The 25,663-nt window shown below is 53.4% G+C and carries 22 protein-coding genes and 2 tRNA genes; 7 read left to right on the top strand and 17 right to left on the bottom strand.

What is annotated here, in order from left to right; all coding sequences use genetic code 11:
• Positions 1 to 283: 283 nt before the first annotated feature.
• The 8 genes from BLV85_RS04650 to BLV85_RS04615 form a co-directional block, all read right to left on the bottom strand.
• Entirely contained in the window at positions 284 to 631 is a 348-nt protein-coding gene (locus BLV85_RS04650) for a hypothetical protein (RefSeq protein WP_143032288.1), read from the bottom strand.
• Positions 632 to 786: 155 nt separating this feature from the next.
• A tRNA-Ser gene (locus BLV85_RS04645) sits at positions 787 to 877 on the bottom strand.
• Positions 878 to 986: 109 nt separating this feature from the next.
• Positions 987 to 1,532, bottom strand: a complete 546-nt coding sequence (locus tag BLV85_RS04640) for a response regulator transcription factor (RefSeq protein WP_245725088.1) — start codon at positions 1,530 to 1,532, stop codon at positions 987 to 989.
• A gap of 38 nt (positions 1,533 to 1,570) precedes the next feature.
• Complete coding sequence (locus tag BLV85_RS04635) at positions 1,571 to 2,848, bottom strand: ATP-binding protein (protein WP_090412650.1); 1,278 nt, start codon at positions 2,846 to 2,848, stop codon at positions 1,571 to 1,573.
• A gap of 475 nt (positions 2,849 to 3,323) precedes the next feature.
• Positions 3,324 to 4,139 (bottom strand): glucose 1-dehydrogenase, encoded by an 816-nt coding sequence (locus tag BLV85_RS04630; protein WP_090412613.1) that lies wholly within the window; start codon positions 4,137 to 4,139, stop codon positions 3,324 to 3,326.
• A 27-nt stretch (positions 4,140 to 4,166) separates the two neighbouring features.
• Positions 4,167 to 5,012, bottom strand: a complete 846-nt coding sequence (locus tag BLV85_RS04625) for an SMP-30/gluconolactonase/LRE family protein (protein WP_090412611.1) — start codon at positions 5,010 to 5,012, stop codon at positions 4,167 to 4,169.
• 249 nt (positions 5,013 to 5,261) lie between these two features.
• Complete coding sequence (locus BLV85_RS04620; protein WP_090412609.1) at positions 5,262 to 5,813, bottom strand: gluconokinase; 552 nt, start codon at positions 5,811 to 5,813, stop codon at positions 5,262 to 5,264.
• Positions 5,814 to 5,912: 99 nt separating this feature from the next.
• Positions 5,913 to 8,603 carry an MGH1-like glycoside hydrolase domain-containing protein gene (locus tag BLV85_RS04615; RefSeq protein WP_090412607.1) on the bottom strand — a complete coding sequence of 897 codons (2,691 nt, stop codon included), beginning with the start codon at positions 8,601 to 8,603 and terminating at the stop codon, positions 5,913 to 5,915.
• 216 nt (positions 8,604 to 8,819) lie between these two features.
• Here BLV85_RS04615 and BLV85_RS04610 point away from each other — a divergent pair, with 216 nt between their 5' ends.
• On the top strand, positions 8,820 to 9,353 hold the full coding sequence (locus BLV85_RS04610) for a lipocalin family protein (RefSeq protein ID WP_090412605.1): 534 nt from the start codon (positions 8,820 to 8,822) through the stop codon (positions 9,351 to 9,353).
• A 13-nt stretch (positions 9,354 to 9,366) separates the two neighbouring features.
• Here BLV85_RS04610 and BLV85_RS04605 read toward each other — a convergent pair whose 3' ends face one another.
• The 3 genes from BLV85_RS04605 to glgC all read right to left on the bottom strand — a co-directional run bounded on the left by BLV85_RS04605 (position 9,367) and on the right by glgC (position 14,667).
• Complete coding sequence (locus tag BLV85_RS04605) at positions 9,367 to 11,391, bottom strand: alpha-amylase/4-alpha-glucanotransferase domain-containing protein (RefSeq protein WP_090412604.1); 2,025 nt, start codon at positions 11,389 to 11,391, stop codon at positions 9,367 to 9,369.
• An 84-nt stretch (positions 11,392 to 11,475) separates the two neighbouring features.
• Entirely contained in the window at positions 11,476 to 13,206 is a 1,731-nt protein-coding gene (locus BLV85_RS04600; protein ID WP_090412602.1) for a glycoside hydrolase family 57 protein, read from the bottom strand.
• A gap of 165 nt (positions 13,207 to 13,371) precedes the next feature.
• A complete protein-coding gene (gene glgC, locus BLV85_RS04595; protein ID WP_090412600.1) occupies positions 13,372 to 14,667 on the bottom strand; it encodes a glucose-1-phosphate adenylyltransferase in 1,296 nt (431 codons plus the stop codon).
• Between the two features lie 144 nt (positions 14,668 to 14,811).
• On the opposite strand from glgC, the gene glgB reads away from it, so the two are divergent.
• Positions 14,812 to 16,998: a 1,4-alpha-glucan branching protein GlgB gene (gene glgB, locus BLV85_RS04590; protein ID WP_090412648.1), complete on the top strand. Its 2,187-nt coding sequence runs from the start codon at positions 14,812 to 14,814 to the stop codon at positions 16,996 to 16,998.
• An 18-nt stretch (positions 16,999 to 17,016) separates the two neighbouring features.
• Here glgB and BLV85_RS04585 read toward each other — a convergent pair whose 3' ends face one another.
• Both BLV85_RS04585 and BLV85_RS04580 read right to left on the bottom strand, forming a co-directional pair.
• Positions 17,017 to 18,024 carry a metal-dependent hydrolase gene (locus BLV85_RS04585; protein WP_090412599.1) on the bottom strand — a complete coding sequence of 336 codons (1,008 nt, stop codon included), beginning with the start codon at positions 18,022 to 18,024 and terminating at the stop codon, positions 17,017 to 17,019.
• A 10-nt stretch (positions 18,025 to 18,034) separates the two neighbouring features.
• Positions 18,035 to 19,453 carry a homospermidine synthase gene (locus BLV85_RS04580; RefSeq protein ID WP_090412597.1) on the bottom strand — a complete coding sequence of 473 codons (1,419 nt, stop codon included), beginning with the start codon at positions 19,451 to 19,453 and terminating at the stop codon, positions 18,035 to 18,037.
• A gap of 161 nt (positions 19,454 to 19,614) precedes the next feature.
• Between BLV85_RS04580 and BLV85_RS04575 the strand changes: the two genes are divergently transcribed.
• The 4 genes from BLV85_RS04575 (at position 19,615) to BLV85_RS04560 (ending at position 21,897) form a co-directional block, all read left to right on the top strand.
• Positions 19,615 to 19,821: a DUF3460 family protein gene (locus tag BLV85_RS04575; RefSeq protein ID WP_090412595.1), complete on the top strand. Its 207-nt coding sequence runs from the start codon at positions 19,615 to 19,617 to the stop codon at positions 19,819 to 19,821.
• Between the two features lie 210 nt (positions 19,822 to 20,031).
• On the top strand, positions 20,032 to 21,327 hold the full coding sequence (locus tag BLV85_RS04570; RefSeq protein WP_090412594.1) for an HlyC/CorC family transporter: 1,296 nt from the start codon (positions 20,032 to 20,034) through the stop codon (positions 21,325 to 21,327).
• A gap of 52 nt (positions 21,328 to 21,379) precedes the next feature.
• Positions 21,380 to 21,455, top strand: a tRNA-Arg gene (locus BLV85_RS04565).
• A 220-nt stretch (positions 21,456 to 21,675) separates the two neighbouring features.
• A complete protein-coding gene (locus BLV85_RS04560) occupies positions 21,676 to 21,897 on the top strand; it encodes a hypothetical protein (protein ID WP_090412591.1) in 222 nt (73 codons plus the stop codon).
• A gap of 184 nt (positions 21,898 to 22,081) precedes the next feature.
• Here the strand turns inward: BLV85_RS04560 and BLV85_RS04555 are convergent, their stop codons facing one another.
• From BLV85_RS04555 to BLV85_RS04545, 3 genes are read right to left on the bottom strand one after another with little or no spacing between them, the layout of a single operon-like run.
• Positions 22,082 to 22,558: a c-type cytochrome gene (locus BLV85_RS04555; RefSeq protein WP_425433780.1), complete on the bottom strand. Its 477-nt coding sequence runs from the start codon at positions 22,556 to 22,558 to the stop codon at positions 22,082 to 22,084.
• A 7-nt stretch (positions 22,559 to 22,565) separates the two neighbouring features.
• Entirely contained in the window at positions 22,566 to 23,096 is a 531-nt protein-coding gene (locus BLV85_RS04550; protein ID WP_090412589.1) for a DUF411 domain-containing protein, read from the bottom strand.
• Positions 23,093 to 23,548, bottom strand: coding sequence for a cupredoxin domain-containing protein (locus BLV85_RS04545; RefSeq protein WP_090412586.1), 456 nt, complete (start codon positions 23,546 to 23,548; stop codon positions 23,093 to 23,095). The genes BLV85_RS04550 and BLV85_RS04545 overlap by 4 nt, the downstream gene beginning before the upstream one ends.
• 147 nt (positions 23,549 to 23,695) lie before the next feature.
• On the opposite strand from BLV85_RS04545, the gene ttcA reads away from it, so the two are divergent.
• Positions 23,696 to 24,586: a tRNA 2-thiocytidine(32) synthetase TtcA gene (gene ttcA, locus BLV85_RS04540; protein WP_090412584.1), complete on the top strand. Its 891-nt coding sequence runs from the start codon at positions 23,696 to 23,698 to the stop codon at positions 24,584 to 24,586.
• A 123-nt stretch (positions 24,587 to 24,709) separates the two neighbouring features.
• Here the strand turns inward: ttcA and lipA are convergent, their stop codons facing one another.
• Positions 24,710 to 25,654 (bottom strand): lipoyl synthase, encoded by a 945-nt coding sequence (gene lipA, locus BLV85_RS04535; RefSeq protein ID WP_090412582.1) that lies wholly within the window; start codon positions 25,652 to 25,654, stop codon positions 24,710 to 24,712.
• Positions 25,655 to 25,663 lie beyond the last annotated feature (9 nt).

Genomic DNA, 25,663 nt, shown 5'->3' with positions numbered 1-25,663 from the left:
AACGCAAGCTCACCCATGCTCAATTAATCATATTAAACCGCGGATTGTTAGAAAAATATTCTTTATAAAACAATTAGTTGTTAATTTTAAATTTCAAATGATCATAAGAAATACTTTTTGAGTAAGCTCTATTTATTGTAGGGTACGCTTGCGCACCATCCGGCCGAAGCTAAATTACGGTTACCAGAAAGGCCCAGCTTCGCGATTTTCAGCTTCGTGGACGATGCACATGCACCTATTCGTTGGGTGCTGTGGCTGTTCAGCTCTCGGTTATCTGCAGCAATTATGGGCGGCTTTCCTGGGGACTGCTTCCTTGCCGGTGCCACTCTTGGTAAAGCGTTTCAGAATATTGGTCCCATTTCTTTTTGGCCGCCAGCATGTTTTCATCAGCTTCCAGAGCGGCCTTTTGGGCAGTCTGCAGTGCTTGCTCGGCTTCAGCCAGCTTGCGCTTAAAGTAGCGCCAGCGTTCCTCTTTTGCCGCAACTTCCTTTCTGGCCTTGCTCGCTTCCAGTTCGGTTTGCCTCATCTGTTCATAGGCATAGCTGGTCTGCTGCTGCAATCCAGACAAGGATTCTGCCAAACCATGAGAAGAGGTTATCCAATACAGCAAGATCAACACAAGGTATCTCATTTTCATCCTCTCCTTTCCTGGAACCGTTGACAGTTATGAGTATATACCCGTGGCTAACGTATAAGCGTGAGCCAGATCGGAAATTCAGTATAAATTACGGTACAGAAAAATCAGCCAGCGTGTATCGGTGAGTTGCTGGCAAACGTGCCTGAATCTGGCGGAGAAGGCGGGATTCGAACCCGCGGTACGGTATTACCGTACACACGCTTTCCAGGCGTGCACCTTCAACCACTCGGTCACTTCTCCGTTTGGAATGCCTTTAGGGCAATATGGCCGCACAGCATAAACCAGATTGCGGGACAGGGCAACCTCTATCTGTGAATTTGCTGACAAGTGCCAATTCTATGGCAGCAAATCACAATTGTACGGGTTTCTTGGAGAGTTTTCGTTGCAAAGTCCGGCGGTGCATATTCAGCAGCCTGGCAGTGACTGAAATATTGTTGTCGTTTTCTGCGAGTATGCGGTGAATATATTCCCATTCAAGGCGTTCGACTGATAGCGGATGGGCATTGATGGGGGTGTCGGAGTCGCCGTTGGTTCGTTCGAAAGCGGCCATAATCTCGTCTGCGTCCACGGGCTTGGCTAGGTAATGCGTCGCACCCAGCTTGATGGCTTCAACAGCCGTAGCGATACTGGCATAACCCGTCAGTACCACGATGCGAGTGCCTGGATCCAACGCCTTGATTTTCTCAACCAGCGATAAGCCGGATTCATCGGCGAGCTTGAGGTCGATAATGGCATATTCGGGTGCCAGCAATTCTGCCTGTTGCAGGGCGGTCTGGATGGTATGGGCACAGACCACTTCAAATCCTCGTCTGCCCATGGCTTTGGCAAGCACGTCACAAAACACTGTATCATCATCTACAATCATTAAGTTTGGGCGATCCATGGCATCATTCATGGTTGACACTCCTTTTTAGCTACAATGATTTCAGTTTTTCAAGACAAGACCGGCAGGGTAACATGGGTGCAGGCGCCCCCTTCTGGACGATTGAATAAGCGCACATTTCCGCCGAAGCGTTCAATGTTGGTATTGGCGAGAAACAAGCCAATGCCAAAACCCTGGCCAGGCCCCTTGCTGGTGAAAAATGCCTCCCCCGCCCGTTGAATCGCTTCGGCGTTCAAGCCTTCTCCATCATCGAGTATTTCCAGGTGCAGCAGATGCTGGTCCCAGTAGCTGGTGATATCGACCTGTTTGGTCGAGGCATCGGCAGCATTATTGAGTAAATTTAGAATCGATTGGCTCAACAGTTTCGTATTCATGATGGCGGGGGCTGGCTGCATGCCCTTGCATTGATAGGTGAATTTCACCGAAGGACGAATCAACTTCCATTTGCCGATAATGTGACTCAAAAAGGCATCCACTGGCTGGCCATCGCCTTCTTCGGCACGTGCCTGGCCGGTATTTGCCAGCAGTTGTGTCAGGGTCTGCTTGCAATGCGCAATCTGATCGCGCAGGATCCGGACATTGTTTTGAAAATCAGTATCCTGAGGGTATTCCTGCTCGAGTTCCTTGGTGATGACGGCCATGGTCGATAATGGCGTACCCAGTTCATGGGCTGCGCCAGCGGCAAGTGTGCCCAGCGCAAGGATTTGTTCGTTTTGTAGCGCCTGCTCACGTGACCTTGCCAACTCCTTGTCCCGGTCGCGAATCGATGCACTCATTTTGACCACAAACCACGCGATCAGCAGTGTACTGAGTACAAAAGTCAGCCACATGCCGGAGACATGCAGATTGAATTCAAACATATGCCGGCTGTGATCATCGGAATGATTGTGCGGGAGCGGGATATATGCATAGAGCAGAAAGGTGTAGCAGGAAATGGTGATGGCCGCCATGCTCCAGGTGTAGTGCCAGGGCAGCACTGTCGCAGCGATGGTGAGTGGAATCAGATAAAGTGAGATAAATGGATTGGTTGAACCACCACTGAGATAGAGCAGCACAGTCAATGCGGCCACATCGATTAACAATTGTACAAAAAGCTCCAGGTTCGTGACCGGCCAGTGGTAGCGCAGACGGATCCATGTCAGCAGGTTGAGCAGGGCCAGCGCAACGATCGTCAGAATGATTTCCGGCCAGGGCAAATCGAATTCGATAATGCTGTAGACCGAGCCAAAAATGATGGTCTGGGCAACGACGGCAATGATCCTGAGCAGAAACAGGCGTTGCAGGTTCTTGCTGAGCGGAGAGTGGTGCAGGATGCTGAATATGGCCATGGTTCGTGTTCTGTAGTTCTGATTATCCTGGATTTCTTGGCTGGATGGTGTGTCGTGTGTATGGAGCAGCACAAATTGCATGCTTAGGGCTCGTTAATGAATAACTTGAGCATACGCTGGGGTCGCTTTTGGCGCAGACCAAAGCGCAAGACACGCCGCCGTGTCATTCACAACAAGTGGCCTGCAACGCCGGTATGCGCCAAAAGCGACCCCAGCCCGAAGGGTTGTTGCGTATTCGGGCATCTGCTGCGTTGCGAGGCTTGCGAATGGAATGATCATTCGCAAGCCTCGCGCCTTACATCTTTCCCGAATACGTCACAACGTATGTCCAAGTTATTATTCATTATCGAGCCCTTAGGGCAACAATAACGTAAAATGGTTGCCGGGACCATGTGACAAATTGTCGCACCTGCTGGTATGACAATGCGAGATAACGGCGCCAGGCAAGCGTGGTGAATACAGCTGCGGCGGCGGTTTATCCGCCTGCCCGAAACGCCGGATACAAAGTCATGCCGCCGTCTACGTAGAGCGTTGTGCCGATGACATAATCGGAGGCGTCGGAAGCCAGCCAGACTGCGGCCCGCGCGATATCCAGCGTCTCTCCGATGCGCTCATAGGGTATCAGCTTGAGTAGCGCCGCTTCCGCATCGGGTGTCTCCCAGGCAGCACGGTTGATCGCCGTGCGGATCGCGCCGGGTGAAATAGCATTGACTCTGATTTTTTGGTGGGCGACTTCCTGAGCCAGGCTTTTCATGAACATGAGCAGCCCGCCCTTGGAGGCTGCGTAATTGACGCGTTCGGACCAGGGAATAATGTCATGAACGGAAGAAATGCAAATGATTTTGCCGGCGGCGCTGGACAGTTCTGGCACAATCCCACGATGCAGAAACGACTTGACCGCTTCCTGCGCACATAGGAACTGTCCGGTCAGATTGACCGCCAGCACTTTCTCCCATTGCGATAAAGTCATTTCAGTGAAGGGTGCATCATCCTGAATGCCGGCGTTGGTCACGAGAATATCAAGACTGCCCCAGGTTTGAATCACTTTCTGGAACATAGCCTTGACTTGTGCCGCCTGACTGACATCCGCCTGAATCGCCAGTGCCTTGCCACCATTTGCCAAGATGGCATCAACCACACTGTGCGCGGCTTCGGGGGCGGACAGATGGTTGACCGCTACCCGGGCGCCAGCCTCGGCCATGGCGCGCGCAATTGCCGCGCCGATACCAGAACTGCCGCCAGTGATCAGCGCACGCTGTCCGGCCAGTGGTTTATCATTTTTCTTGGACATGATTCCTCCATTATATTGCTGAGAAAACTACGGCAGCCCGGTGCCGGGCACATTCACTGTCGCGATTTCTATGCGGCCTGAACGTAGCGTATTGGCTTGTCCAGGATCGTCTGTTTCAGCGGTCAGTATGAACAATGTCTGGCGGTCATGGCCGCCGAGCATGCAGGCATACGGTGTTCCAAGGGGACGAATGCTTGTGGTAATTACGCCTCCCTGCCTGACTCGAATCACTTCCCGGGTGCCAGGGCTCGCCACCCATAACGCCCCTTCGGCATCTAAACAGATGCCATCTGGTGTGGCCTGATCAAGATCAGCCCAGAGTCTGGGGGCGTGAAGTGAGCCAGTGTCATCGATGGTAAACGCTGTCAGGCGATGGGCAAAGGTTTCTGCAACGATGAATGTCATGCCATCCGGAGTGATGCTGCTGCCATTGGGGAAAATCAGGTCGGAGGCAGTCAGCCGGCAAGAGCCATCCGGTTCGACCAGGACAAGACGAGTGCTGGCAATCGTCGCGCCCGCATGCAGATCAAAGCCAAAGTTGCCGACATAGGCCCGACCGTTACTGGTGACCACCATGTCATTGCAGTGAAAGGGCGCCAAAGTGGAAAGGTCGGCATATCTTTCCAGACCTGATCCGGTCAGGCGGTAAAGCGCGCGCTCGGTCATGGCGACAACCAGTAAGGTCGCATCCGGCAGCCAGCCCAGCCCACCTGGCAGATCTTGGGTCTGCAGGACGCATTCCGCTTCGCCATCCGCGGTTACGGTCATGATTTTTCGGGCATGCTGATCGGTGAACCACAAGCGATCCTCCCGCCAGCGTGGTGATTCCGGAAAAGCGAGACCAGTCAGAAGAATATCTGTTTCCAAATGCATAAATGCTGCCTCCTATTAGGGCTCGTTAATGAATAACTTGGGCATACGTTGTTACGTATTCGGGAAAGATGCAAGGCGAGAGGCGCAGCCGAATGGTCGTTCCATTCGCAAGCCTCGCAACGCCGCAGATGCCCGAATACGCAACAACCCCAGCGTATGCTCAAGTATTCATTAACGAGCCCTTAGACGTGGTGCGTGATCCTGACAAGCCCGGTTGATTGCTATTTATATTGCGCCTGTGAATAATTCTCAGCCAGGCCGCTGACAGCCATTTTTCTTCGAGGCAAGCCAGCTCACAATCAATTCAACGATGACTGGAACCGGCTGATTGATATCGACGATCAGGCCATGCTGCGGTAATTCCAGTGTATCCAGTTGGCTGTTTAACAAATCAGGGCCCATAAAATGCTGAGCGCGCTGAGTCAGGCGCTGCCGCAATAGATCATGTTTGCCGATGAGAAACACGAAATTCACCCGGCAGTCCAGGCACAAAATTGCGCGATAGCGGGCTTTGAGCGCCGAGCAAGCGAGGACGGTCTGATTTTCCTGGGCCAGGCAATTCTTGATTTCGTCCCGTAGGCGGTACAGCCAGGGTTCCCGGTCGCTATCATTCAGCGGCTCGTTGCGCTGCATTTTGGCGATGTTCGTGTGCGGGTGAAAACTGTCTCCTTCGATGAAGTGCCAGCCCAGGCGTTTGGCCAAGGCCTGTCCCACAGTGGACTTGCCAGAACCTGAAACGCCGCAGAGTATGATGACGCGGCCGCGATTGATGGGCTGACGAGAGCATGCTTCGGTTGTCATGATTGCATTATCGGCTAGAGGATTTCATATCTTCGGATCATGTGCATGGATCGGCCCATCCCGGGACTGAACCGTGAGCAGGTATGAGGAGTAACCTGGTCATGAGGTACTTGTCGATGCCAGGCTGGCTGTGACCCGCTGCATGCCGGCGGCTGACAAATCTGCCGGCGCCAGTGAGCCGAAGATTGTGAGCAAGGTGGCCAGCGCGCCAGTCCAGCCGGTTTGATGGCTGGCGCCCAATCCGGACCCATCCTCGCCATGAAAATACTCATAAAACAACAGGTGATCATGCCAATGCGGATCTGTTTGAAATTTCTCGCTCCCCCCAAAAACCGCCCGCCTTCCCTGTGCATCCGGCAAAAAGATGCGAAACAACCGTTCGGCAATCATTTCGGCGATTTGGAATAGATTGCATGGGGTGCCCGTTGTGGTCGGACATTCGATCTGAAAATCATCCCCATAATAAGTGTACAGGGATAAGAGCGCGCGTATGATCAGGATATTGGCCGGTATCCACACCGGCCCTCGCCAATTGGAGTTGCCGCCGAACATATAAGAGTCCGATTCGCCTGGCTGGTAGCTTACCGTGAACGTTTGATCCTGCCAGTGAAAGTGGTAGGGATGCGCCTGATGATATTTGGAAAGTGATCGTATGCCATAAGGACTCAGGAACTCTTGTTCGTCCAGCAATCTCGCCAGGACCCTGCGTAATTTTTCCTCATCCAGGACTGCCAGCAAACGACGGCCCGCCATGCCGGGTTTAATCGGACAGAAAATGTCAGCCGTCAAATGATTCTTATGCCTGACCAACGCCTCGAAGCGTGCCGCGACCTGAGGAAGTTTTTGCAAGGTGCTCTGTTCGATCACGGTCACGGCACATAAAGGCAATAACCCAACCAGCGAGCGTATTCTCAGGCGGGTCGAGTGGCCATCCGGAAAGCGCAGGACATCATAAAAAAAGCCATCCTCCTCGTCCCACATATCCCGGTGCTCGCTGCCGATGTCATGCATGGCCGCGGCAACTGCCAGAAAATGATCCAGGTAAGCGGTTACCTTTGGTTCGTAGTTTAAGTCATGCAGGCTCAATTCCAGCGCGATTTGCAGCATGTTCTGCGCATACAGGGTCATCCAGGCAGTGCCGTCGGATTGTTCCAGGTGGCCACCGGTAGGCAGCGCATGGCTGCGGTCAAATACACCGATATTGTCCAGGCCGAGAAATCCTCCCTGATAAACATTCCCATCTGGTCCCTTGCGTGTTTCCCACCAGTGAAAGTTGCGTTCCAGGCCGGCAAAAGCGCTTTGCAGGAAGGCGAGATCGCCCTGGCCACGGGACTCACGGTCGATTTGATATACAGCATATGTTGCCCAGGCATGGACGGGTGGATTGACATCACTAAAATTCCACTCGTAAGCTGGCATTTGTCCACTTGGGTGTAAGTAGCGCGCCTCCAGAAACAAACTCAGCTGGTGCTTGGCAAAAACCGGATCCACCATGGCCAGCGGCAGCGTATGGAAGGCCGTGTCCCAGACTGCGTACCAGGGGTATTCCCATTTGTCGGGCATGGAAAGGATATCCCGGTTTTTCATATGTCCCCAGTCAGCATTGCGGGTGGCCTGGCCGTGATGCTCATCCAGCCAGCGTCCGACATCGAATTCATAGTATTGCTTGGTCCAGAGCATACCTGCCAGCATTTGTCGCAGCAGGCGCTGTCTTTCGGTGTCCAGTTTGTCGCCAGACAGCTGTTCATAAAAATGATCGGCCTGCCGTCGCCGTAAATCGAAAACCGTTTCAAAATCAGTAAAGGCGGCGCCTGTTGCAATGCTTCCTGCCCGGGCCAGCCGCAACCTGATGATCTGCGTTTCCCCGGCTGCAATGAGCAGGGCATAATCAGCCGCCATCTTGGTGCCGCAACCGTCGGCATTCACCGCAGCCTTATTGCCATGCAGGACAAACTGATTGATCCCGTCTTTCACATAGGGATTCTCATTGGTGCCATTAAACAGGTGCTGGGCATTGGTTTCATTGTCAGTGAACAGCAGATCGGGATTATCCGCGCAGAACAACTGGTAATCACCCAACTGGTGATGGCTGGCCAGTGCGGCTGGGTTCCCGCCTTCTCTCTGGCATTGCTTGAGTAACGGTTTGGCTGCATCGGGTTCCCATGACCAGGTATTGCGAAACCACAGTGTCGGTAATACGCGCAGCTGTGCTGCTTCGGGGCCACGATTGACCACGCTGATTTGAATCAGAATATTTTCAGGATCCGCTTTGGCGTATTCCACAAAAATATCGAAGTAACGATTCTCTGCAAAAATACCGGTATCCAATAATTCATATTCTGGCTGGTGTTTGGAGCGCTGGCTGTTGGTGGTGACCAGATCTTCGTAGGGAAAGGGCGCTTGCGGATACTTGTAGAGGTATTTGAGATAGCTGTGGGTAGGGGTTGCATCCAGGTAGAAGTAGTATTCCTTGACATCCTCACCATGGTTGCCTTGTGTGCCGGTCAAACCAAACAGTCGTTCTTTCAATACCGGGTCTCGTCCATTCCACAGGGCGAGTGCGAAGCAGAGCCGCTGCCGATCATCGCTGATCCCGGCCAATCCATCCTCGCCCCAGCGGTAAGCGCGGGCCGTGGACTGGAGATGCGGAAAATACTGCCAGGCTTCTCCATCTGGGCTATAGTCCTCACGGACGGTACCCCATTGCCGTTCGCTCAGATAAGGCCCCCATTTTTTCCAGGGTATATTATCTTGATCGCATTGCCTGAGACGCTGAAATTCATTCGTCATGTCACGGTTCCTCAAATGCAGGCATGGCCAGTCTTGCGGTTTGGTCTGCAAGGCAGGCTGGCGGCGTATCGTTGTTAACGATTCTGGCTTGAGCGTATCAAAATTTTACTGCGAACGCAAAAAGGTAAAGTTGTGTCAATATTTTTTCTCAATCCAAACCGGGTTGGCGCAAGGCGTCAGCAGGTGATCGAATCATGCTTTGAAGGAGATTTGTTTATGTGCCGATATCTGCATATCGTGTTTATCCTGTTGCTGAGTGGCTGTCTGGGTTACCCCGAAGGGGTGCGCCCGGTGGATGAGTTTGAATTGGACCGATATCTGGGCAAATGGTACGAAATCGCTCGTCTTGATCATTCTTTTGAGCGCGGACTCGATAACGTGACGGCGGAATATTCCCTGCATCAGGATGGCGGCGTCCGGGTGATCAATCGCGGCTATTCAGCCAGCGAAAATAGATGGAAGGAAGCCGAGGGCAGAGCTTATTTTGTCAGAAATCCGGAACAGGGTTATTTGAAAGTATCTTTCTGGGGACCATTTTATGGATCCTACGTGGTGTTCGCACTGGATAAGCAGAATTATCAATACGCTTTTGTCACAGGGCCGGACACTTCTTATCTATGGCTGCTGGCAAGATCGCCACAGATTGACAGGGCAATCATCGAGGAATTTATCACGCAGGCGAATGCGCTGGGTTTCGACACCACCGGTTTGATTTTTGTGGACCATGCCGACGAGCCCATTGGGATGTGAAGTGCACGCACTTTCAGCTGGTGCTGTTTCGTGGCTTGTATTGCAGGGAAATGGTCTGCCGTTGAATGGATGCCGGCCAGCTGAGCGTCAATTTGACTGCCTGCATGATTTTTTCGAATCCTCCCTCCGATTGGGAAACGGTGAAATGCGGGCGTGCCAGAAGCCGTACCGCTTGCGATGTGGTCAGCGTCAGATCGCCTTGCAGGGTGTCGTCCTCAAGGGTGATGACGGTCAGCGCGGCCAGTTCGAGTGGCTGGCCGAAGCCAGAAAGTATGGTTTCATGCTGACGATAGCGCCCGGCTGGGCCGTCGCAGCTGGGCATGGCCAGATTGATTTCGGTATGCATCAGCGCTCCGGCCGTGTCGCCAGCCAGGTCGTACAGCACGATCAGCTGGTGGTCAGCGATCTGGATCTGTTTTTTGACTGAAATTTGACCGGATGCAGTCTGAAAAATGACTTCACCGCTGTCAGAGGGCTGGTGCAGATAACGCGTCAACAGGCTGTCATTCAGCCGGTCGATAAACAAAAATTGTGCGTGGGGGTCCGGCTCCAGGTCGATGGGGTGAATTTCATGTTTGAAACTGATGCGGTCATGCGCCGAAGCAATACCGGTATCGTGATGGGTCGAGTTTTGTTGGGCGTTCAGCTGAATCTTGCGATGGTAATGCTCCGGCTGGCAAGCCAGGGTATCGGCGAAGTTATGCTTGAGCGGATAGGCGTCGAGTTCACATATGCTGGCGCTGCCGTCAAGTTTCAATACGGCTTGCAGGGTGGTGTTGTGCAGATAAATTTCTTCTACGCCATCCAGATCGGTATCCTCGATAAATAGAGATGAGCGTGGTGAGCTTGCATCCAGCAAGGCTTCCAGTTCAATTAGATTGTTATAGATTGCGCGCCGCAGATGAGGCAGATAGAGGCCACCAAACAGGCCATGCCAGTAGGCGTCATTGGCCTGGGCGGCATATAGGCATTGCTGCATGCTTTCCGTTCGCTGTGTTGCCGGCAATTTGGCAAAACGGGCGGAAAGCCCCAGCATGCGCTTATGCATCCAGTTGGATTCCGGATAGCGCGAAAAAAAATTCTTCCAGATGCCGCCGCGTATAAAGGGTTTGTTTTGCTCGTACCATCCTTCCGCTTTGGCCTGCTGCACGAGGTCGGCATAGATATGGGCCGGCGCGGCGGGCAGCGTCCATTCACTCATTTCGATATAGGAAGCGGTGGGGAGGTAGATGATCCCGCAGGTCTGCTCGCTGGCATGGTAATCCCGGTAGTGCCGGGGGGTAATATGGGGGGAAGCGAGCACGCCCTGAATGAATTGTTCCAGCCAGCCCTGTTCGTAGACCCATTTATGGGTTTCCGGCCAGATGCCGAATTTCTCGATATCGTCGAAATAAATGGCTGCGGGTTGCCGTCCACCTGGCAGCTGATCTGCCAGGGATTCGATATAGCTGACCGCATCCGGCGCCGGAGAAAACGGCAGTTTGTAGCGCAATGCCTCGGAAATGGGGAAGAGGTCGAGTTTGCGGCGATCTTCCTCGGTGGTGAAATAGCCGGAGAGTTCGGTTTTGTCCTTGCCAGCGCAGATGAAGTGATAGTCATCGACGATTACATAGCGGATGCCGCAATCGGCCAGCGCAGGAATAACGGTGGATTCCCAAACCCGCTCGGTCAACCAGGCGCCCTGTGGCCGTTGCCCCAGTTTTTTCTTGAGCTTGGCAGAGAAAGTTCTGATTTGGCCGATTCGATCCCGCTCGGGAATCACAGCAAGTACCGGTTCGGTTTCGCCCGCACCGAAGAGTTCGATTTGTCCGCGTGCAACCATGTCCTGTAGCAAGGCCATATCTTGCGGGAAGTGCTCGAATAGAAAATCGAGCAACCAGCCCGAAAAGTGGACCGCAAAACGGAATTCCGGGTAGCGGTACAAGGTTTGCAAGAAAGGTTTGTAGCAGCGTTCATGCGCGTCCATGATGACTTCGGGGAAATTGCCGATCGGCTGGTGTGCGTGGACGCCAAAAAGCAACGAGACGGATGGGGGCATGGAAGAATTTCCTGTGGCTAAGTTATTGGTCCAATCGTTTCTGCTGCTTGGCTGGATCTTGACCGGCCATCGTTATGATCCCATTCAGGAGGCGCGCCGCATAGCACCGCTGTCGCTGTCCGAAAGGCCGCCATGGCTGATCGGTTCCAGCACGGTAACCGGTGCCGGAATTTTCAACAAGCGATAAAGATTGGTGAGATTTCCGCGGAACAGCCGATCAAAGCTTTCGACAGCATGGGGGGAATTGTAGTCACCAAACCACCAGAACCAGTCGGAACTCTCGCAGGAAGCGAGCTGCCGTTCGGCGGCTGCCTTTTCTGTTTTGGTCAAACGCGGACTCTGCAGGACGAGATCATAGCTTTGCTTGGCTGCGCAGAGTAATTCCCAGGCGAGGTTTTTGTCATGGTCACCGATCCAGGTCGAGAAGCTGCCGTATACCCAGCTGCCCGCAGCCAGCGCAGGTAACGGTTTGATGGCAGTCCGTGACCGCGAGAGCTTTGCGATATAGTCCTGAAAGGTTGTGGTCTGGATATGCGGGTGCTTCTCAAGCAGTTCGTAAAGATCATTCAGGAAGTAGTATCCGTTATAGGGATAGGACTCCCAGGCATTTTCACCGTCAAGAATGACGCTCGCAACCGGGTTGGTGTTGCCGGAGCGGTGACTGTGGACTTCATGCCGGATCTGTTCAAGCCGCTGAACAAAATTCTCGGCGGCATCCCGACCGAACCATTTTGAATATTCGAATCCGATCATATCGGATAATTGATCGTCCCGGAAAAAGCACAGAGTGCTGCCATGCTCGGCTTTGAAGCTGTAAGGACGGTACAGATAATCGCTGCGAGCCGGCAATGGCTGGTCCGGAAAGGATTTGCGCAGGCTGTTGGCCAGTACCCCTTCGCCGCTGGCGCACCATTGACAATCATTTTCGATCAGGATGTTCAGGAACGGTTCGGAGATCGCGCCCTCTGCCGGCCATATGCCGGCTGGTTGGACGCCAAAGCGCTGGGTATGGCTGTCCTTGGCCGATTTCAAATGAAAAGATACGCGTTCCCGGCCACCGGGATAGCTGGCATGAGGCGGGAGGACGGCTTCTGGCAGACTGTCGCGCGCAGATGTGAAATCAATCAGCAGCGGGGCTAGCGGATGATAATGCGGTGTGGTGGAAAGTTCTATTTGCCCGGACTGTGCCAGCTTGCGATAGCGGGGAATGAGCGCCTGGATCAATTCGCCAATCAGGTTGAACAAGCGCAACCGGTCGCCATAGCTGAACAATTTACCCTGCGACATCAGCTGCACGATACTGGCATTTTCCCGGCGCACACTTTCCCCTGTCCACGCCAAGTGGTACCACACCAGCAGGTCGGCCAGGTATTGTCCCGAAGCATAGCGCAGCGTCTTGTCGCCAAGTTGTTGCAGATTGTCGTACAGGTTGCGCAGGTACTGGTATGCCGGGTATGGCTTGAGCATGGTCTCATGATTGCTGAGGAAACAACTTTCCAGAATCAAGGTGCGCTCGGACAACGAAATCCGGTCGAGATCGGGCGCAGCAAGCAGACGCAGCAGCGGGTCGCGGATTTCGCCATGGGCGAATTGATCGGCATAATCTTCCAGCTGGTCCAGCAGGATGGGCACAAAATTGATGGCCAGCTTGATGTCCGGGTGCATTTCCAGATGGTAGGCCATGTCGGTGTAATCCTTGATCGCGTGCAGGTAAACCCAGGGCAGTACGAATTCGCCGGTTTCACTGTCACGGTAATCGGGTTGATGCATATGCCACAGCAGGACAAGATCGAGTTTAGGGATATGAGGTATCATGGTCTATCAACCTAAGTCTGTAAAAGTTTGTTGCGAGCAGCATAGAAAAATACAACTCATGCAAGCAAACTAAAATTGAATCAAATAAATTAAAGCTTAAGGCAGCTCTCAATTCCGGTCTTATTTCGGGTGGCTGGCCGCGAACGACCTGCCAGACCATCAGCCTCAGCGAATCTGATGAATGCGCTGCCCCAACATTTCTGGCGTGATCAGTGTGACGCCATTCTCGGTGACATAAAATCGTTTTTGATCTTCTTCGCGATCGAATCCGACTCTCAACCCCTCAGGGATAACACAGCTTTTCTCGATGATCACCCGCTTGAGATAGGCATGCCGGCCTATGTCAACATTGGGCAGGATGACTGAATCCTCGATGGTGCCAAAACTGCGGACCTGGACATTGGAAAACAGCAGGGAGCGGCGCACGGTTGCGCCGCTGATGATACATCCGCCCGATACCATCGAATCCAGTGCTTGACCACGCCGGTTGTCGTCGTCGAATACAGACTTGGCAGGGGGCAGTTGTTCCTGATGTGTCCAGATCGGCCAGTCTTCATCGTACAAGTTCAGATCCGGCGTGATGGTGGTGAGGTCGATATTGGCTTCCCAGTAGGCATCGACCGTGCCGACATCCCGCCAGTAGGGCGTGCCCGATGCCATATTGACGCAACTGTTCTGAAAGCGATGGGCATAAACATTGGCATTTTTTATCAGGCTGGGAATCAGGTCCTTGCCGAAATCATGCGACGAATGTTCGAGATCATGGTCGAGTATCAGTTGCTCATATAAAAATTTTGCATTGAAGACATAAATGCCCATGCTGACCAGAGCCAGGTCGGGTTGTCCGGGGATCGAGGGGGGGTGCTCTGGTTTTTCGGTGAAGGCGGTGATGCGCCAATTGTCATCGACATCCATGACCCCGAAGGCGCTCGCTTCGCTGACGGGAATTTCCACGCAGGCGACAGTCAAATCCGCTCGCTTCTCGACATGCTCGGCCAGCAGCCGGCCATAATCCATCTTGTAAATATGGTCGCCACCCAGAATCAGCACATAGTCGGAATTGTGGCTGCGCAGAATGTCAAGATTCTGGAAAACCGCATCCGCGGTGCCCTGATACCAGGTTTCTTCGGTGCGCTGCTGGGCAGGCAGCAGTTCGACAAATTCCTTGAACCGGCCGTCCAGAAAACTCCAGCCTCGTTGTATATGGCGGATCAGGCTTTGTGCCTTGTACTGGGTGACGACGCCGATACGGCGCACACCTGAATTGACGCAGTTGGACAGGGCAAAGTCTATGATACGAAACTTCCCACCAAACGGTACTGCCGGCTTGGCGCGCCAGTCGGTGAGATGTTTGAGACGTGTTCCCCGTCCACCTGCCAGAATCAACGCAAGAGTATTGCGGGTAATGGCGCTGACGAAACGTGGGTAATAATTGGGTTGGGGGCTTTGCTGGGTGTCCATGGTCTCCTCGCTGGATTGCGATCACGCACAGCGTGATACCGTACATTCGAATCACTGCGCTTCATCTTACTTGATCTCAATAATCATTGCCAGCCGTTCGCGCGCGTTATAAAGTAGGGTATGCAAACAGAATCCATATTACCGATGCAATCAGCCGAAACGGGTGACTCCTTGCAAACATTGTTGCTGGCCGCGCGCCTGCATAACCCCTGTGCCTATCTGGGCATGCACCACAGTCCGCGTGGCAAGCTGGTCAGGGTGTTTCAGCCCCACAAGTCGCGGGTCTGGGTTCAAACTTCCTTTGGCTTTGAGCCGATGCGGTGTGTGCACCCGGCAGGGATCTTTGAATGGGAAGGTGAGCATCTGGCGCGTCCCTACTTGCTGCGCCTGGAGGATGCGGCAACCCGGACGATCGATGAGTGCCACGATCCCTATGCCTTCCCCATGCAGATTTCCAGCCATGACTTGTATTTGTTCAATGAGGGGCGTCTGTACCAGGCTTATCGCATGCTGGGTGCGCACCGGGTAAAAAATCATGGTGTGACCGGTATCCGTTTTGCGGTCTGGGCACCCAATGCCGAGCGGGTAAGTGTCGTCGGGGACTTTTGTCGCTGGGATGGGCGTGCCTATCCAATGTCGATCCATCCGGACAGCGGGGTATGGGAGTTGTTCATTCCGGATTTGCCCGCAGACATGTTGTACAAATATGAGATCCGCAACCGGGCAACCGGCGCGATCATGCTCAAAACCGATCCGTACGCGAGCCGACATGAGCTGCGCCCCAGCAATGCAGCGTATACACCGAATCAAGGCCGTTTTGACTGGCAGGATGATGACTGGATGACGCGGCGCAGGGAGGCATGGGACTGGCTGCATGCCCCGATGAATATTTATGAAATGCATGCGGGTTCGTGGCAACGGCATCCCGATGGCAGTTTCCTGTCCTACCGTGAACTGGCCGATCAATTAGTTCCCTATTTATCGGACATGGGTTATTCGCATGTCGAGTTGCTGCCGATATCGGAACATCCGCTGGATGAATCCTGGGGATACCAGACAACCGGCTACTTTGCCGTAACGAGCCGCTTTGGCCGGCCCGAGGACTTCATGTATTTTGTGGATACCTGTCATCGGGCAGGCATCGGTGTGATTCTCGATTGGGTGCCCGCACATTTTCCCTGTGACAGTTTCTCGCTGGCACGTTTTGATGGCACCGCCTTGTACGAGCATGAAGATCCGCGCCTGGGCTATCATCATGATTGGGGGACATATATCTTCAATTACGGGCGCAACGAGGTCAAATCGTTTTTGCTGTCGAGTGCGCATTACTGGCTGACGAGGTTCCATCTTGACGGTTTGCGCGTCGATGCGGTCGCTTCGATGCTTTATCTGGATTATTCGCGCCAGGAGGGGGAATGGCTGCCCAACCGCTTCGGGGGGCGGGAGAATCTCGAGGCAATCGAATTCTTGCGAGAATTGAACACCATGGTGCACGGGGAATTCCCGGGCGCGTTGACGCTTGCCGAAGAGTCCACGTCCTGGCCGGCGGTCTCGCGTCCTGCCTATCTGGGAGGATTGGGCTTTTCCATGAAGTGGAACATGGGCTGGATGAACGATACATTAGGCTATATGCAACATGATCCCGTGCACCGGCGCTATCATCACAACGAGCTGACTTTTAACCAGCTCTATGCCTATACCGAAAACTTTGTTCTGCCGCTTTCGCATGATGAAGTCGTGCATGGCAAAAGATCGCTCCTGGACAAAATGCCTGGCGATGCCTGGCAGAAGTTCGCCAATCTGCGTCTGTTGTTTGCTTATCAGATGACCTGTCCGGGCAAGAAAATCAATTTCATGGGCAATGAATTCGCACAGGGCAGGGAATGGGGCGTTGGTCAGCCGCTTGACTGGTATTTGCTGGAACGTGTGCAACACCGTGGCATGCAGACGTTGTCGCGCGATCTGAATCATCTATATCTGACCATGCCGGCGCTGCATGAACTGGATTTTTTCCCGGAAGGCTTTAGCTGGATCGATTGTCATGACGCCGAGCAATCGGTCATCAGCTATCTGCGCCGGGCGCGAGATGGGTCATTTGTGCTGATTGTCCTGAATTTCACACCATTGCCTCGTATGGATTACCGCGTGGGTGTGCCGGAAGCAGGTCGGTATCGCGAGCTATTCAACAGTGATTCCACTTATTATGGTGGCAGTGATGTCGGTAACGGCGGCAGCCTCGAGACCACTGGCGAACCCTGGTCGGGGCAGAATGATTCAATCGCCGTAACCCTGCCGCCATTGGCGGGCATTATTCTGTCACGCTCAAATTGAGCGCAACAGAGCGCTGCATCAATTGAGCTTGTGGCCCCACAGCATGGCCAGGAATTGCTCACGCACTGCCTTGGGGATATCACGAAATACCTGAAAGCGGGCATGTTGCTGTGGCAGTGCGGGATCCATTGCTATTGCCCAGAGTGGTGCCGTGCTGGTTGGCAGACTGGAATAACGGATATCTACCAGCAAATCATGGTTTTCCTGCTGCAGCGCGACAAATCCATCGGAAAACGTGGTGAAGCGGGCAATATCGTCGGCCAGCACAGATGTTTCGGGCAATTGGCGTGAATATTGTGCCAGGTTGAATTTCTCGATGGATTCCCCGGGATAAATTTTGGGTTCGGATAGCAATCCAACGCGAATTGCATCCACGTAAAACCGATCATTACTTTCGTAGACCGAGCGCCACAGCAGTAAATTCGCGAGCGTGGGCTTGACCAGCAGGCGCTCGACATCATGTCCGCGTGCCTGCGCCAGGGCCAGTGCCTCAGTCTCTGCTCGTTGCAGCTGTGTCCAGCCAAGCAGCAAATAAAGCGAAGCAATGGCCAGTCCAAAGCCGGCAAACCGGGCGGCACGATGCTTGAATGCATAGGCTGTCGCGATCAGCAAGACCAGCGTGAAGACCGGGTCGATCACCGATATGATGTTGAATGCCAGCCGTGTCTCACTCAGGGGCCATAACAAATGGGTGCCGTAACTGGTCAGTGCATCGAGCACACCGCTCAGGCTGTAGCCCAGAAGGGCGAATAGATATAGCCGGGAAAAGGCCATGTGCTTGCGCACGAATGGCCACAGCAGGATGGCCGCTATGCATGCCCCAAGCGGAACAAAAAATAGGGAATGCGTGAAGTGGCGATGAAACTCGATATTCAGAAGAGGATCATTGGTTGATTGAATCAGAATATCCGCATCCGCAATCAATCCTGCGAGAAAACCCACGCCGGTCGCCAGGCGTGCTTCATGCGCATGCGCGCGCGTCTGTGCCAGACTGGCCCCCAGTAGTCCTTGAGTGAGTAAATCCATGTCCTTGAAATCAGTTAGCCCGGAAGTTCTTGAACTGCCAGGGGTCGGTTAGGTCAACATCCTCCTGAAACAATGCCTGTCTGTCCTGGAGGGGTGTCCAGTCGCTGTATTGTCCAACCATCTCGCCCAGATAAGGGTTCGCGATTTCCAATACGCGTTCGAAAGACATTTCATCCGGTTCGACGATACCGGCATCCGGATTTTCAAGCGCCCAAACCAGCCCACCCAGAACTCCCGCGGCAACTTGCAGGCTGGTGGCATTGTTGTAGGGTGCGAGTTGGCGAGCTTCCTCGATCGATAGCATCGAACCATACCAGTAGACCCCCTTGGCATGTCCCATCAGCGCCATACCCAGCGCATCCGTTCCGGACGCAATGTCATCCATCAGCAGACGTGTTTGCGACTGTAATGTCAGATTTCTACCGCTGAGCTCATGGATCGATAGTACGGTCGCATCCGTCGGATGGTAAGCATAATAGACCGTCGGACGGTAGCGAAGTTCGCCATCCTGTTTGAGCGTGAAATAATCGGCTATCGATATTGATTCGGAGTGAGTGATCAGAAAACCCTGATAGGCGCCGGTCAGGGGCGTCCAGCCCCGTACCTGGGTGCGCATGCCAGGGCGTTGCAGATAAATGGCGGCATTACAGCCAAAGTCATGGTGCCTGGCGTCTGCCGGTAGGTATTTTTCGTGGCTTCCCCAGCCCAGTTCCGCTGGTTGGAGTCCCTCTCCCACAAAGCCGTCAATTGACCAAGTATTGACGAATTCATCAATGCGCTTGAATGGCTTGGCGGTTTGTGTATCGCGTTCTGCACATTGGATCACTTTGATATCCAGACTGCAAGCGAGCGCCATCCACTCATTCCGGGTTTGCGGCGTGGCAATGTCGCGACCCGTGTCGCGCGCGATATTCAGTAGCGCTTGCTTCACCCAGTGAGAGACCAGACCGGGATTGGCGCCATGGGAGAGCACTGCGGTTGGGCCATTGCCGAGTCGTTGGCGAAGTGCCAAAGCCTGCTCGCGCAAGCCATAGTTAGAGCGCTCCGATGGCGATAGACGGGTGTCCGTATATCCCCCTTCCCAGGGTTCAGTGCAGGCATCCAGGTAGAGCGCTCCACGCGCATGGCAGAATTCGACCAGCGCGAGACTGGAGACATTGACAGAAAGATTGAGGAGAAAATCACCGGCGTCCAGGATCGGATCCAGTGCCTTCCGGTAATTTGCCGGTGTGAGCGGGCAAACCTTGAACGCAACCTGTGCCTGGTCCGCCTGCGCCCGCCCACAATCATCTCCGCTGATGATTAAAACCTGACTGGGAGAGATATCTAAATGCCTGAGTAGCAACGGCAGGGAACCTTGTCCCACGCTGCCAAAACCAACCAATACAAGCTTTCCTTTAAAACCGGCGAATTTTTCATATCTAATCATTTATATAATATCTTTTATAATAATCTTGTTCTTAATCTATAATGCGGCGTAATGATGCTGCCGAAGCGAGATTGCAAAGCGCAAATACAAACATCGCACGGTGGCGCTTGATCAAAATAGGTATGGATTTTATAGACTAATAATTTAACGGGCAAACCAACATGGAATTTTACGAATCCGAGCACACCAAATTTATGCGTGAACTGTTCGCTAAAAGACCTGAACTGATCGAAAAACAGAAAGAAGCGCGTGCGATCTGGTGGGACAAGCAGGTCGACAGAGAAGCCTTGAAACGTTTCAAGGAAAACAAGGTGCCACAGAATGGTTATGTTTATTTTTCATGGCCTGGCAAAGAGGGTGAGCAATAGTCTTGATGTTTGAAGTGACAAAGTGTTGTCAATGGCGACAATCTGGCGATTGCCAGGAAATTCTTGAGTTTTACCCGGAATATTGCGCTGAATGGCGCGCTATTTCAGGCGTATTGACTTGATGCAAGTGGTACACGGTTTGCGCTCGCGACAGGTGATCAGCCACGCCTGGCGCAAATGATTGCAATCACATTGCAAGGATAGACTTCTTTGGAAGATATTCCGTTATACCTCCTGCTCATCGCGCTGGTGCTTTTGTTGATTGTTTCCGGCTTTTTTTCATTGTCGGAAACCAGCATGATGGCGATCAATCGCTATCGGCTCAGGCATCTGGCCAAACAAGGCCATCGCGGTGCTCAGCTGACTGCGAAGCTGCTGGCGAATCCGGACCGATTGCTGGGTGTTATTCTGCTTGGCAATAACCTGCTGAATACGGCTGCGGCGACCTTGGTCGCCGCCATTGTGTCCATCTTTTTCGCCCATGATGAGTTGGCATTGCTGCTTGGCAGTATTGCCGTGACACTGGCGATACTGATATTCAGCGAAATTACGCCCAAGGTCATCGCGGCAGCTTATCCGGAGCGGATCGCGCTGGCAGTCAGCTATATTCTGACCCCTTTACTGAGAGTTTTCTATCCCGTTGTCTGGTTTGTCAACTTGTTTGTGCAGATGCTGCTGGCTGTGCTGCGCCTTAAGCCTTCGCAGCAGGCGACGCACCAACTGAGCATGGAAGAGCTCAAGGCGCTGGTGCTGGAGGCCGGCCATCTCATTCAGAAAAAACATCAAAGTGTACTGGCAAACCTCATCGATCTCGAGTCGGTTACGGTCGAGGATGTCATGGTTCCCAGAAATCAGATCGAGGCGATTGACCTCGAAGCGGATGAGGAAGTCATTCGCGGACAGTTATTGACCTGTCACCATACCCGATTCCCGGTTTATCGCGGGCGGCTCGACAATGTGGTTGGCATCGTGCATGTACGCAAGGTGCTCAACCAGTTGCGAGAGGAAAAGATTACCACCGAGATGCTGGAAGCGGTCATGCAGTCACCCTATTTTATTCCTGCCGGCACGCCCTTGTTTTCTCAATTGCAACTGTTCCAGGAAAATCACAGGCGGATCGGGCTGGTCGTTGATGAATATGGCGAATGGCTGGGACTGGTGACGCTCGAGGATATTCTCGAGGAAGTCATTGGTGAATTTACGACGCAGGCGCCCTCTCAAACGAGTTCGTTCAAACAGCAGCCGGATGGTAGTATAATAGTCGAAGGTGGCACGTTGTTGCGCGATTTGAATCGCAAGCTGGGATTCCAATTGCCGCTCGATGGTCCCAAGACGCTGAATGGACTGATACTCGAGTTCTTCCGGGATATTCCCGAGGCGGGCACGGGTTTGAACATCGAGGGGTATCCGATGGAAATCCTCCAGACCAGCAACCAGGTGGTCAAGATTGTGCGCATTTATCCGGCGGTCTTTCAAAAATCCGAGACGGATCCGCCGGAACATTAGTAGCTGTTATGCATGGGAAATACTGAACGATTCAGTATTTCCTGGCTCCAGAGCGCCCATAGCTCAGTGGATAGAGTACCGCCCTCCGAAGGCGGGGGTCGCACGTTCGAATCGTGCTGGGCGCGCCAGTTTTGGAGTACCACAGACTCCGTGCATAGTGGTTGTGATGGTCATGTGCGTGCTATCGCCTCCCGTACCAGAAAACCGATAAGCACAATTTGCACGTGGCCCACATCAAAGAAGCTGTTTGGAAATGCTGAACTTGAGTGAACGTGCCCTAGGAGCCGTGAAGGAATAAGTGTTACAGTTATTTATGAGCAACTCCTAGTATGACGCATATGGATACGAGTGGTTTTTCCAAACCGCAAGCATCCTGGCAAGCGACTCGGTATCGAAGCTAGGCTGACGTTAGGCTGGATTGCTTCGCTGTGCTCGCAAAGACGGCAGAAAACAACGGCCATTCGCAATTTCAACCGCCGTCTTGGCGAGGCCCAATGGGCCGCGACCATCCAGATGCTTTTCGGTAACAATAACGCTACAGTTGCCACAGCGCTGAGCAATCTGATCTGAGATTGGAATTTCCAAACAGCTTCTTAGCGAGTACCAAAATAATAATCCAGTCATGCTGGCCGGCAAGCGCCTTGCCGTATGGCGTATTGCGCTTGCCTAGGAGGCTGTCCGAGCATAGCTATCGTAGCGAGGGCCGGCCAGTCTCGTCCGCAGTAGATCAGTCTCGGACAGCCTTCAAGTCAGCTCAAGGCCTGTTCTCGATTCGCGTATACCAACCCTCATAGACTTCGTCCGGCCACAAGGATTTTATCCATACCAGAACATCGTCGATTTCCTGATCTGTCAGGATGCCTGCCCAGCCGGGCATGCGCCCTTCTCCGGGCGGGCCACCATTCAGAATGAAACGCTTGAGTTCTTCCGTCGAATGATGCCAGGCATGTGCGGTACCGTTGAGAGGCGGTGGAGGATATCTGCCGCTTTCCAATGGTTTGCGCCAGTCCGGTGTGCCTTCCGCATTCTGGCCATGGCATCCGGCGCAGTTGTTGCGGAAGATCGCCTGTCCGCGCGCAACCTGGGCTGGATCGAAGTCGCGTATGACTGGTTCTTGTGTCATGGATCTGCCCAAGATGCGATCCAGCGCCTCGCTGGCGGGAGCCGCAGTCTGCTGATCCGAGCAGGCCGTGACGTAACACAAGGAAACAAGCAGGGCTATTCTGGTCAACGCCACTTTATCTGAGCCTCAAGACAGATCCCGATGTGTCGCTGTTTGCTGCGCCGCCAGTCTGCGTTTGCCCATCTGTACCGTAGCGGCTGTAAATTGTTGCAGCGCTGCGTTCGTCGCCTGGTTTGCGGATCAGCAATACGTTGTAGGGATCGTTCCGGCCGGTTTCCATGCCGGGCGAGCCATGCGGCATATCCGGAACGGCTAGCCCGACCGCGCGCGGTTTCTCCCTGAGGAGTCGTTGGATATCGGCTGCCGGTACATGTCCTTCGATGGCATAGCCATTGACTGTTGCGGTGTGGCAAGACCCCAGTGAAGGAGAGATGCCGGCCCGTGCACGGGCTTCCTGATTGCCGACGTCATGGGTATTGACAGTGAAGCCATGGTCCCGCAGGTGGTCGACCCACTTTGAACAGCATCCACAAGTCGGGCTTTTATAAACTTCGATGGTTGCCGCTGCGGCCACATGCATGCTGGCACCTGCCAAAGCGATGGCCAGCATGGATTGGGTAAAGAATTGATTCAGTTGTTTGGTCATTTTTCCTCCACTATGATCTTGCCACGCATGCCCTTGAAATGGCCGGGCATCGGACAAGCGAAATCGACGACACCTGCGTGCGTGAACTGCCAGATCAGTTCTTTTTGTTCACCCGGTGCAAGTGTTACTTGATTGGGTTCGTTGTGTTCCATATGAGCATGCAACCGCATCATTTTTGCATGCTCCCTGAGATGTTGCATGGTATCTATCATCATTTCATGTTTTTTTTCTCCGGTATTTCTGACGATGAACCGGACGGTATCGCCCTGCCTGACAGTAATCTCGGAGGGTGAGAAGCGGTTTTCATAGGCCTCGATCTCAACGGTTCGCGTCACGTTTTCAAGGACGCCTGGTTTGCCTATCGCTGCGTTGCTATAATGCTGTTCGGCAGCATAAGTCATGGCTGATCCCAGGCAAAGAATCGAGAAGGATACAATTAGAGACTTTTTCATACAACCCTCCGCTTGGATAGAGTACAGAGCCTGTAACTGCCTTCTGGTTGGATAGCAAGATTATTCGAATGTTCCTTTTCGTCAATAGGATCCACCAGATTTTTTGCATGTGCTGCATTTTTATGTATAACAGGAATCGATAAGGTGATGGAAGTTCTTTCTAAAAAGTCGGCATATAACACTAACAAGCTACACAAGCGACTCCGCCGCCTTGTGGGGACGGCTATCGCCGATTTCAACATGATTGAACAGGGTGATCGAGTCATGGTGTGTCTGTCTGGTGGGAAAGACAGTTATGTGCTGCTCGATATCCTGCGCAACCTTCAGGCACATGCGCCGCTCGATTTCGAGCTGATTGCGGTCAACCTCGATCAGAAACAACCAGGTTTCCCAGAACATGTATTGCCAGAATATCTGACGAAAATAGGCATGCCCTTCCGCATCGTGGAGCAGGATACCTATAGTGTAGTCAAACGCGTGATTGCGGAAGGGAAAACAACTTGCAGCCTTTGCTCCCGCCTGCGCAGGGGCGTGTTATACCGGGTTGCGGGCGAGCTGGGTGCAACCAAAATTGCCCTCGGTCATCATCGTGATGATATTCTGGAAACTTTCTTTCTCAACATGTTTTATGGCGGCAAGCTCAAAGCCATGCCCCCCAAGCTCGTCAGCGACGATGGCCGTCATATCGTGATCCGGCCACTGGCCTATTGCCGGGAGAAGGATGTCGCCGCCTATGCTGCCAGCGCCCAATTTCCAATCATTCCCTGCAATTTATGCGGGTCTCAGAAGAATCTGCAACGCCAGGCCATCAAGGAGATGATGCAGCAATGGGACAAGAAGTTTCCAGGCCGGCTGGAAACAATGTTTACTGCCTTGCAGAATGTGCAGCTTTCGCATCTGGCAGATCGTCAGCATTACGACTTTGCCGGGCTGATGCCGCATGGTGTGGCTATTGAGGATGGTGACAAAGCGTTCGACGATGAACCGCCGGGCTGGCCGGCCATGCCGGAAGAGGATGGCCACCTGGCTGCGGGATAGGCAAGCAGGCAAGTGGCTGTCAGGCTTTAAATTCCTGCTCTCGCGTGCGGCGAGGGCCGTTTGTTACATGCTTGCGTATCTGTGTCTGTACGCGGGCGACGCGAATTCCTACCGCAAAATCCACTATTTGACCCCGGCCTCGTGCGCTTGCTGATCGGCATGGTAACTGGAGCGCACCATTGGCCCGCAGGCGGCATGGCTGAATCCAAGCTTGAGGGCGATGCGTTCAAAGCTCTTGAAATCTTCCGGTGAGACAAAGCGGACAACGGGCAAGTGGCCAGTGCTGGGTTGCAGGTATTGCCCGACGGTCAGCATATCGACCTGATGGGCGCGTAAATCGCGCATGACATCGATAATCTCCTCATCGGTTTCGCCCAGCCCGAGCATCAGACCGGATTTGGTGGGAATATCCGGGAAGGCGGATTTGAAATCCTTGAGCAATTGCAATGAGTGCGCATAATCCGCACCCGGCCGGCATTGTTTGTATAAGCGTGGCACCGTTTCCAGATTGTGGTTCATGACATCGGGTGGACAGGAAGATAATTTCTCCAGTGCCACCGCGAGCCGGCCACGGAAATCCGGCACGAGAATTTCAATCCGGGTCTGGGGAGACTGCGCGCGTATTTCGCGAATGCAGTCCGCAAAATGCTGTGCGCCACCATCTCGCAGGTCATCGCGGTCCACGCTGGTGATCACGACGTAGTTGAGTTTCAGCACCGCGATGGAATGTGCCAGATGTTTGGGCTCGTCAGGGTCGGGTGCATGGGGGCGGCCATGGGCGACATCGCAAAAGGGGCAGCGCCTGGTGCACAAGTCCCCGAGTATCATAAAAGTTGCCGTGCCGCGTCCGAAGCATTCACCGATATTGGGACAGGAGGCTTCTTCGCAGACGGTATGCAGCTTGTTTTCCCGCAGCAGGCGTTTGACTTCAAGATACTTCTGGCTATTGGATGAACGCACGCGGATCCAAGCAGGCTTGCGCAGCGGTTGGCTGGACTGCTGTGAATCCAGTTTAACCGGATTGCGTGCGGTTTTGGCAGCGCCGCGTTGATGAGTGTCAGCTGTCATGAGAAATCA

The sequence above is a fragment of the Nitrosomonas halophila genome (genome assembly GCF_900107165.1).
Lineage (GTDB): Bacteria > Pseudomonadota > Gammaproteobacteria > Burkholderiales > Nitrosomonadaceae > Nitrosomonas > Nitrosomonas halophila.
Note: the sequence above shows the minus strand (reverse complement) of the source record. Positions and strands in the feature narration are given on the sequence as shown.

Excerpts from the sequence above, each read along its gene's own strand:
- lipA (WP_090412582.1), bottom strand. The coding sequence starts at position 25,654 with ATGACAGCTGACACTCATCAACGCGGCGCTGCCAAAACCGCACGCAAT.
- BLV85_RS04615 (WP_090412607.1), bottom strand. The coding sequence starts at position 8,603 with ATGACGAATGAATTTCAGCGTCTCAGGCAATGCGATCAAGATAATATA.
- BLV85_RS04635 (WP_090412650.1), bottom strand. The coding sequence starts at position 2,848 with ATGGCCATATTCAGCATCCTGCACCACTCTCCGCTCAGCAAGAACCTG.
- BLV85_RS04575 (WP_090412595.1), top strand. The coding sequence starts at position 19,615 with ATGGAATTTTACGAATCCGAGCACACCAAATTTATGCGTGAACTGTTC.
- glgB (WP_090412648.1), top strand. The coding sequence starts at position 14,812 with ATGCAATCAGCCGAAACGGGTGACTCCTTGCAAACATTGTTGCTGGCC.
- BLV85_RS04550 (WP_090412589.1), bottom strand. The coding sequence starts at position 23,096 with ATGACCAAACAACTGAATCAATTCTTTACCCAATCCATGCTGGCCATC.
- BLV85_RS04625 (WP_090412611.1), bottom strand. The coding sequence starts at position 5,012 with ATGCATTTGGAAACAGATATTCTTCTGACTGGTCTCGCTTTTCCGGAA.
- BLV85_RS04650 (WP_143032288.1), bottom strand. The coding sequence starts at position 631 with ATGAGATACCTTGTGTTGATCTTGCTGTATTGGATAACCTCTTCTCAT.
- BLV85_RS04630 (WP_090412613.1), bottom strand. The coding sequence starts at position 4,139 with ATGTCCAAGAAAAATGATAAACCACTGGCCGGACAGCGTGCGCTGATC.
- glgC (WP_090412600.1), bottom strand. The coding sequence starts at position 14,667 with ATGGACACCCAGCAAAGCCCCCAACCCAATTATTACCCACGTTTCGTC.
- BLV85_RS04600 (WP_090412602.1), bottom strand. The coding sequence starts at position 13,206 with ATGATACCTCATATCCCTAAACTCGATCTTGTCCTGCTGTGGCATATG.
- BLV85_RS04610 (WP_090412605.1), top strand. The coding sequence starts at position 8,820 with ATGTGCCGATATCTGCATATCGTGTTTATCCTGTTGCTGAGTGGCTGT.
- BLV85_RS04605 (WP_090412604.1), bottom strand. The coding sequence starts at position 11,391 with ATGCCCCCATCCGTCTCGTTGCTTTTTGGCGTCCACGCACACCAGCCG.
- ttcA (WP_090412584.1), top strand. The coding sequence starts at position 23,696 with ATGGAAGTTCTTTCTAAAAAGTCGGCATATAACACTAACAAGCTACAC.
- BLV85_RS04585 (WP_090412599.1), bottom strand. The coding sequence starts at position 18,024 with ATGGATTTACTCACTCAAGGACTACTGGGGGCCAGTCTGGCACAGACG.
- BLV85_RS04580 (WP_090412597.1), bottom strand. The coding sequence starts at position 19,453 with ATGATTAGATATGAAAAATTCGCCGGTTTTAAAGGAAAGCTTGTATTG.
- BLV85_RS04640 (WP_245725088.1), bottom strand. The coding sequence starts at position 1,532 with ATGAATGATGCCATGGATCGCCCAAACTTAATGATTGTAGATGATGAT.
- BLV85_RS04545 (WP_090412586.1), bottom strand. The coding sequence starts at position 23,548 with ATGAAAAAGTCTCTAATTGTATCCTTCTCGATTCTTTGCCTGGGATCA.
- BLV85_RS04620 (WP_090412609.1), bottom strand. The coding sequence starts at position 5,813 with ATGACAACCGAAGCATGCTCTCGTCAGCCCATCAATCGCGGCCGCGTC.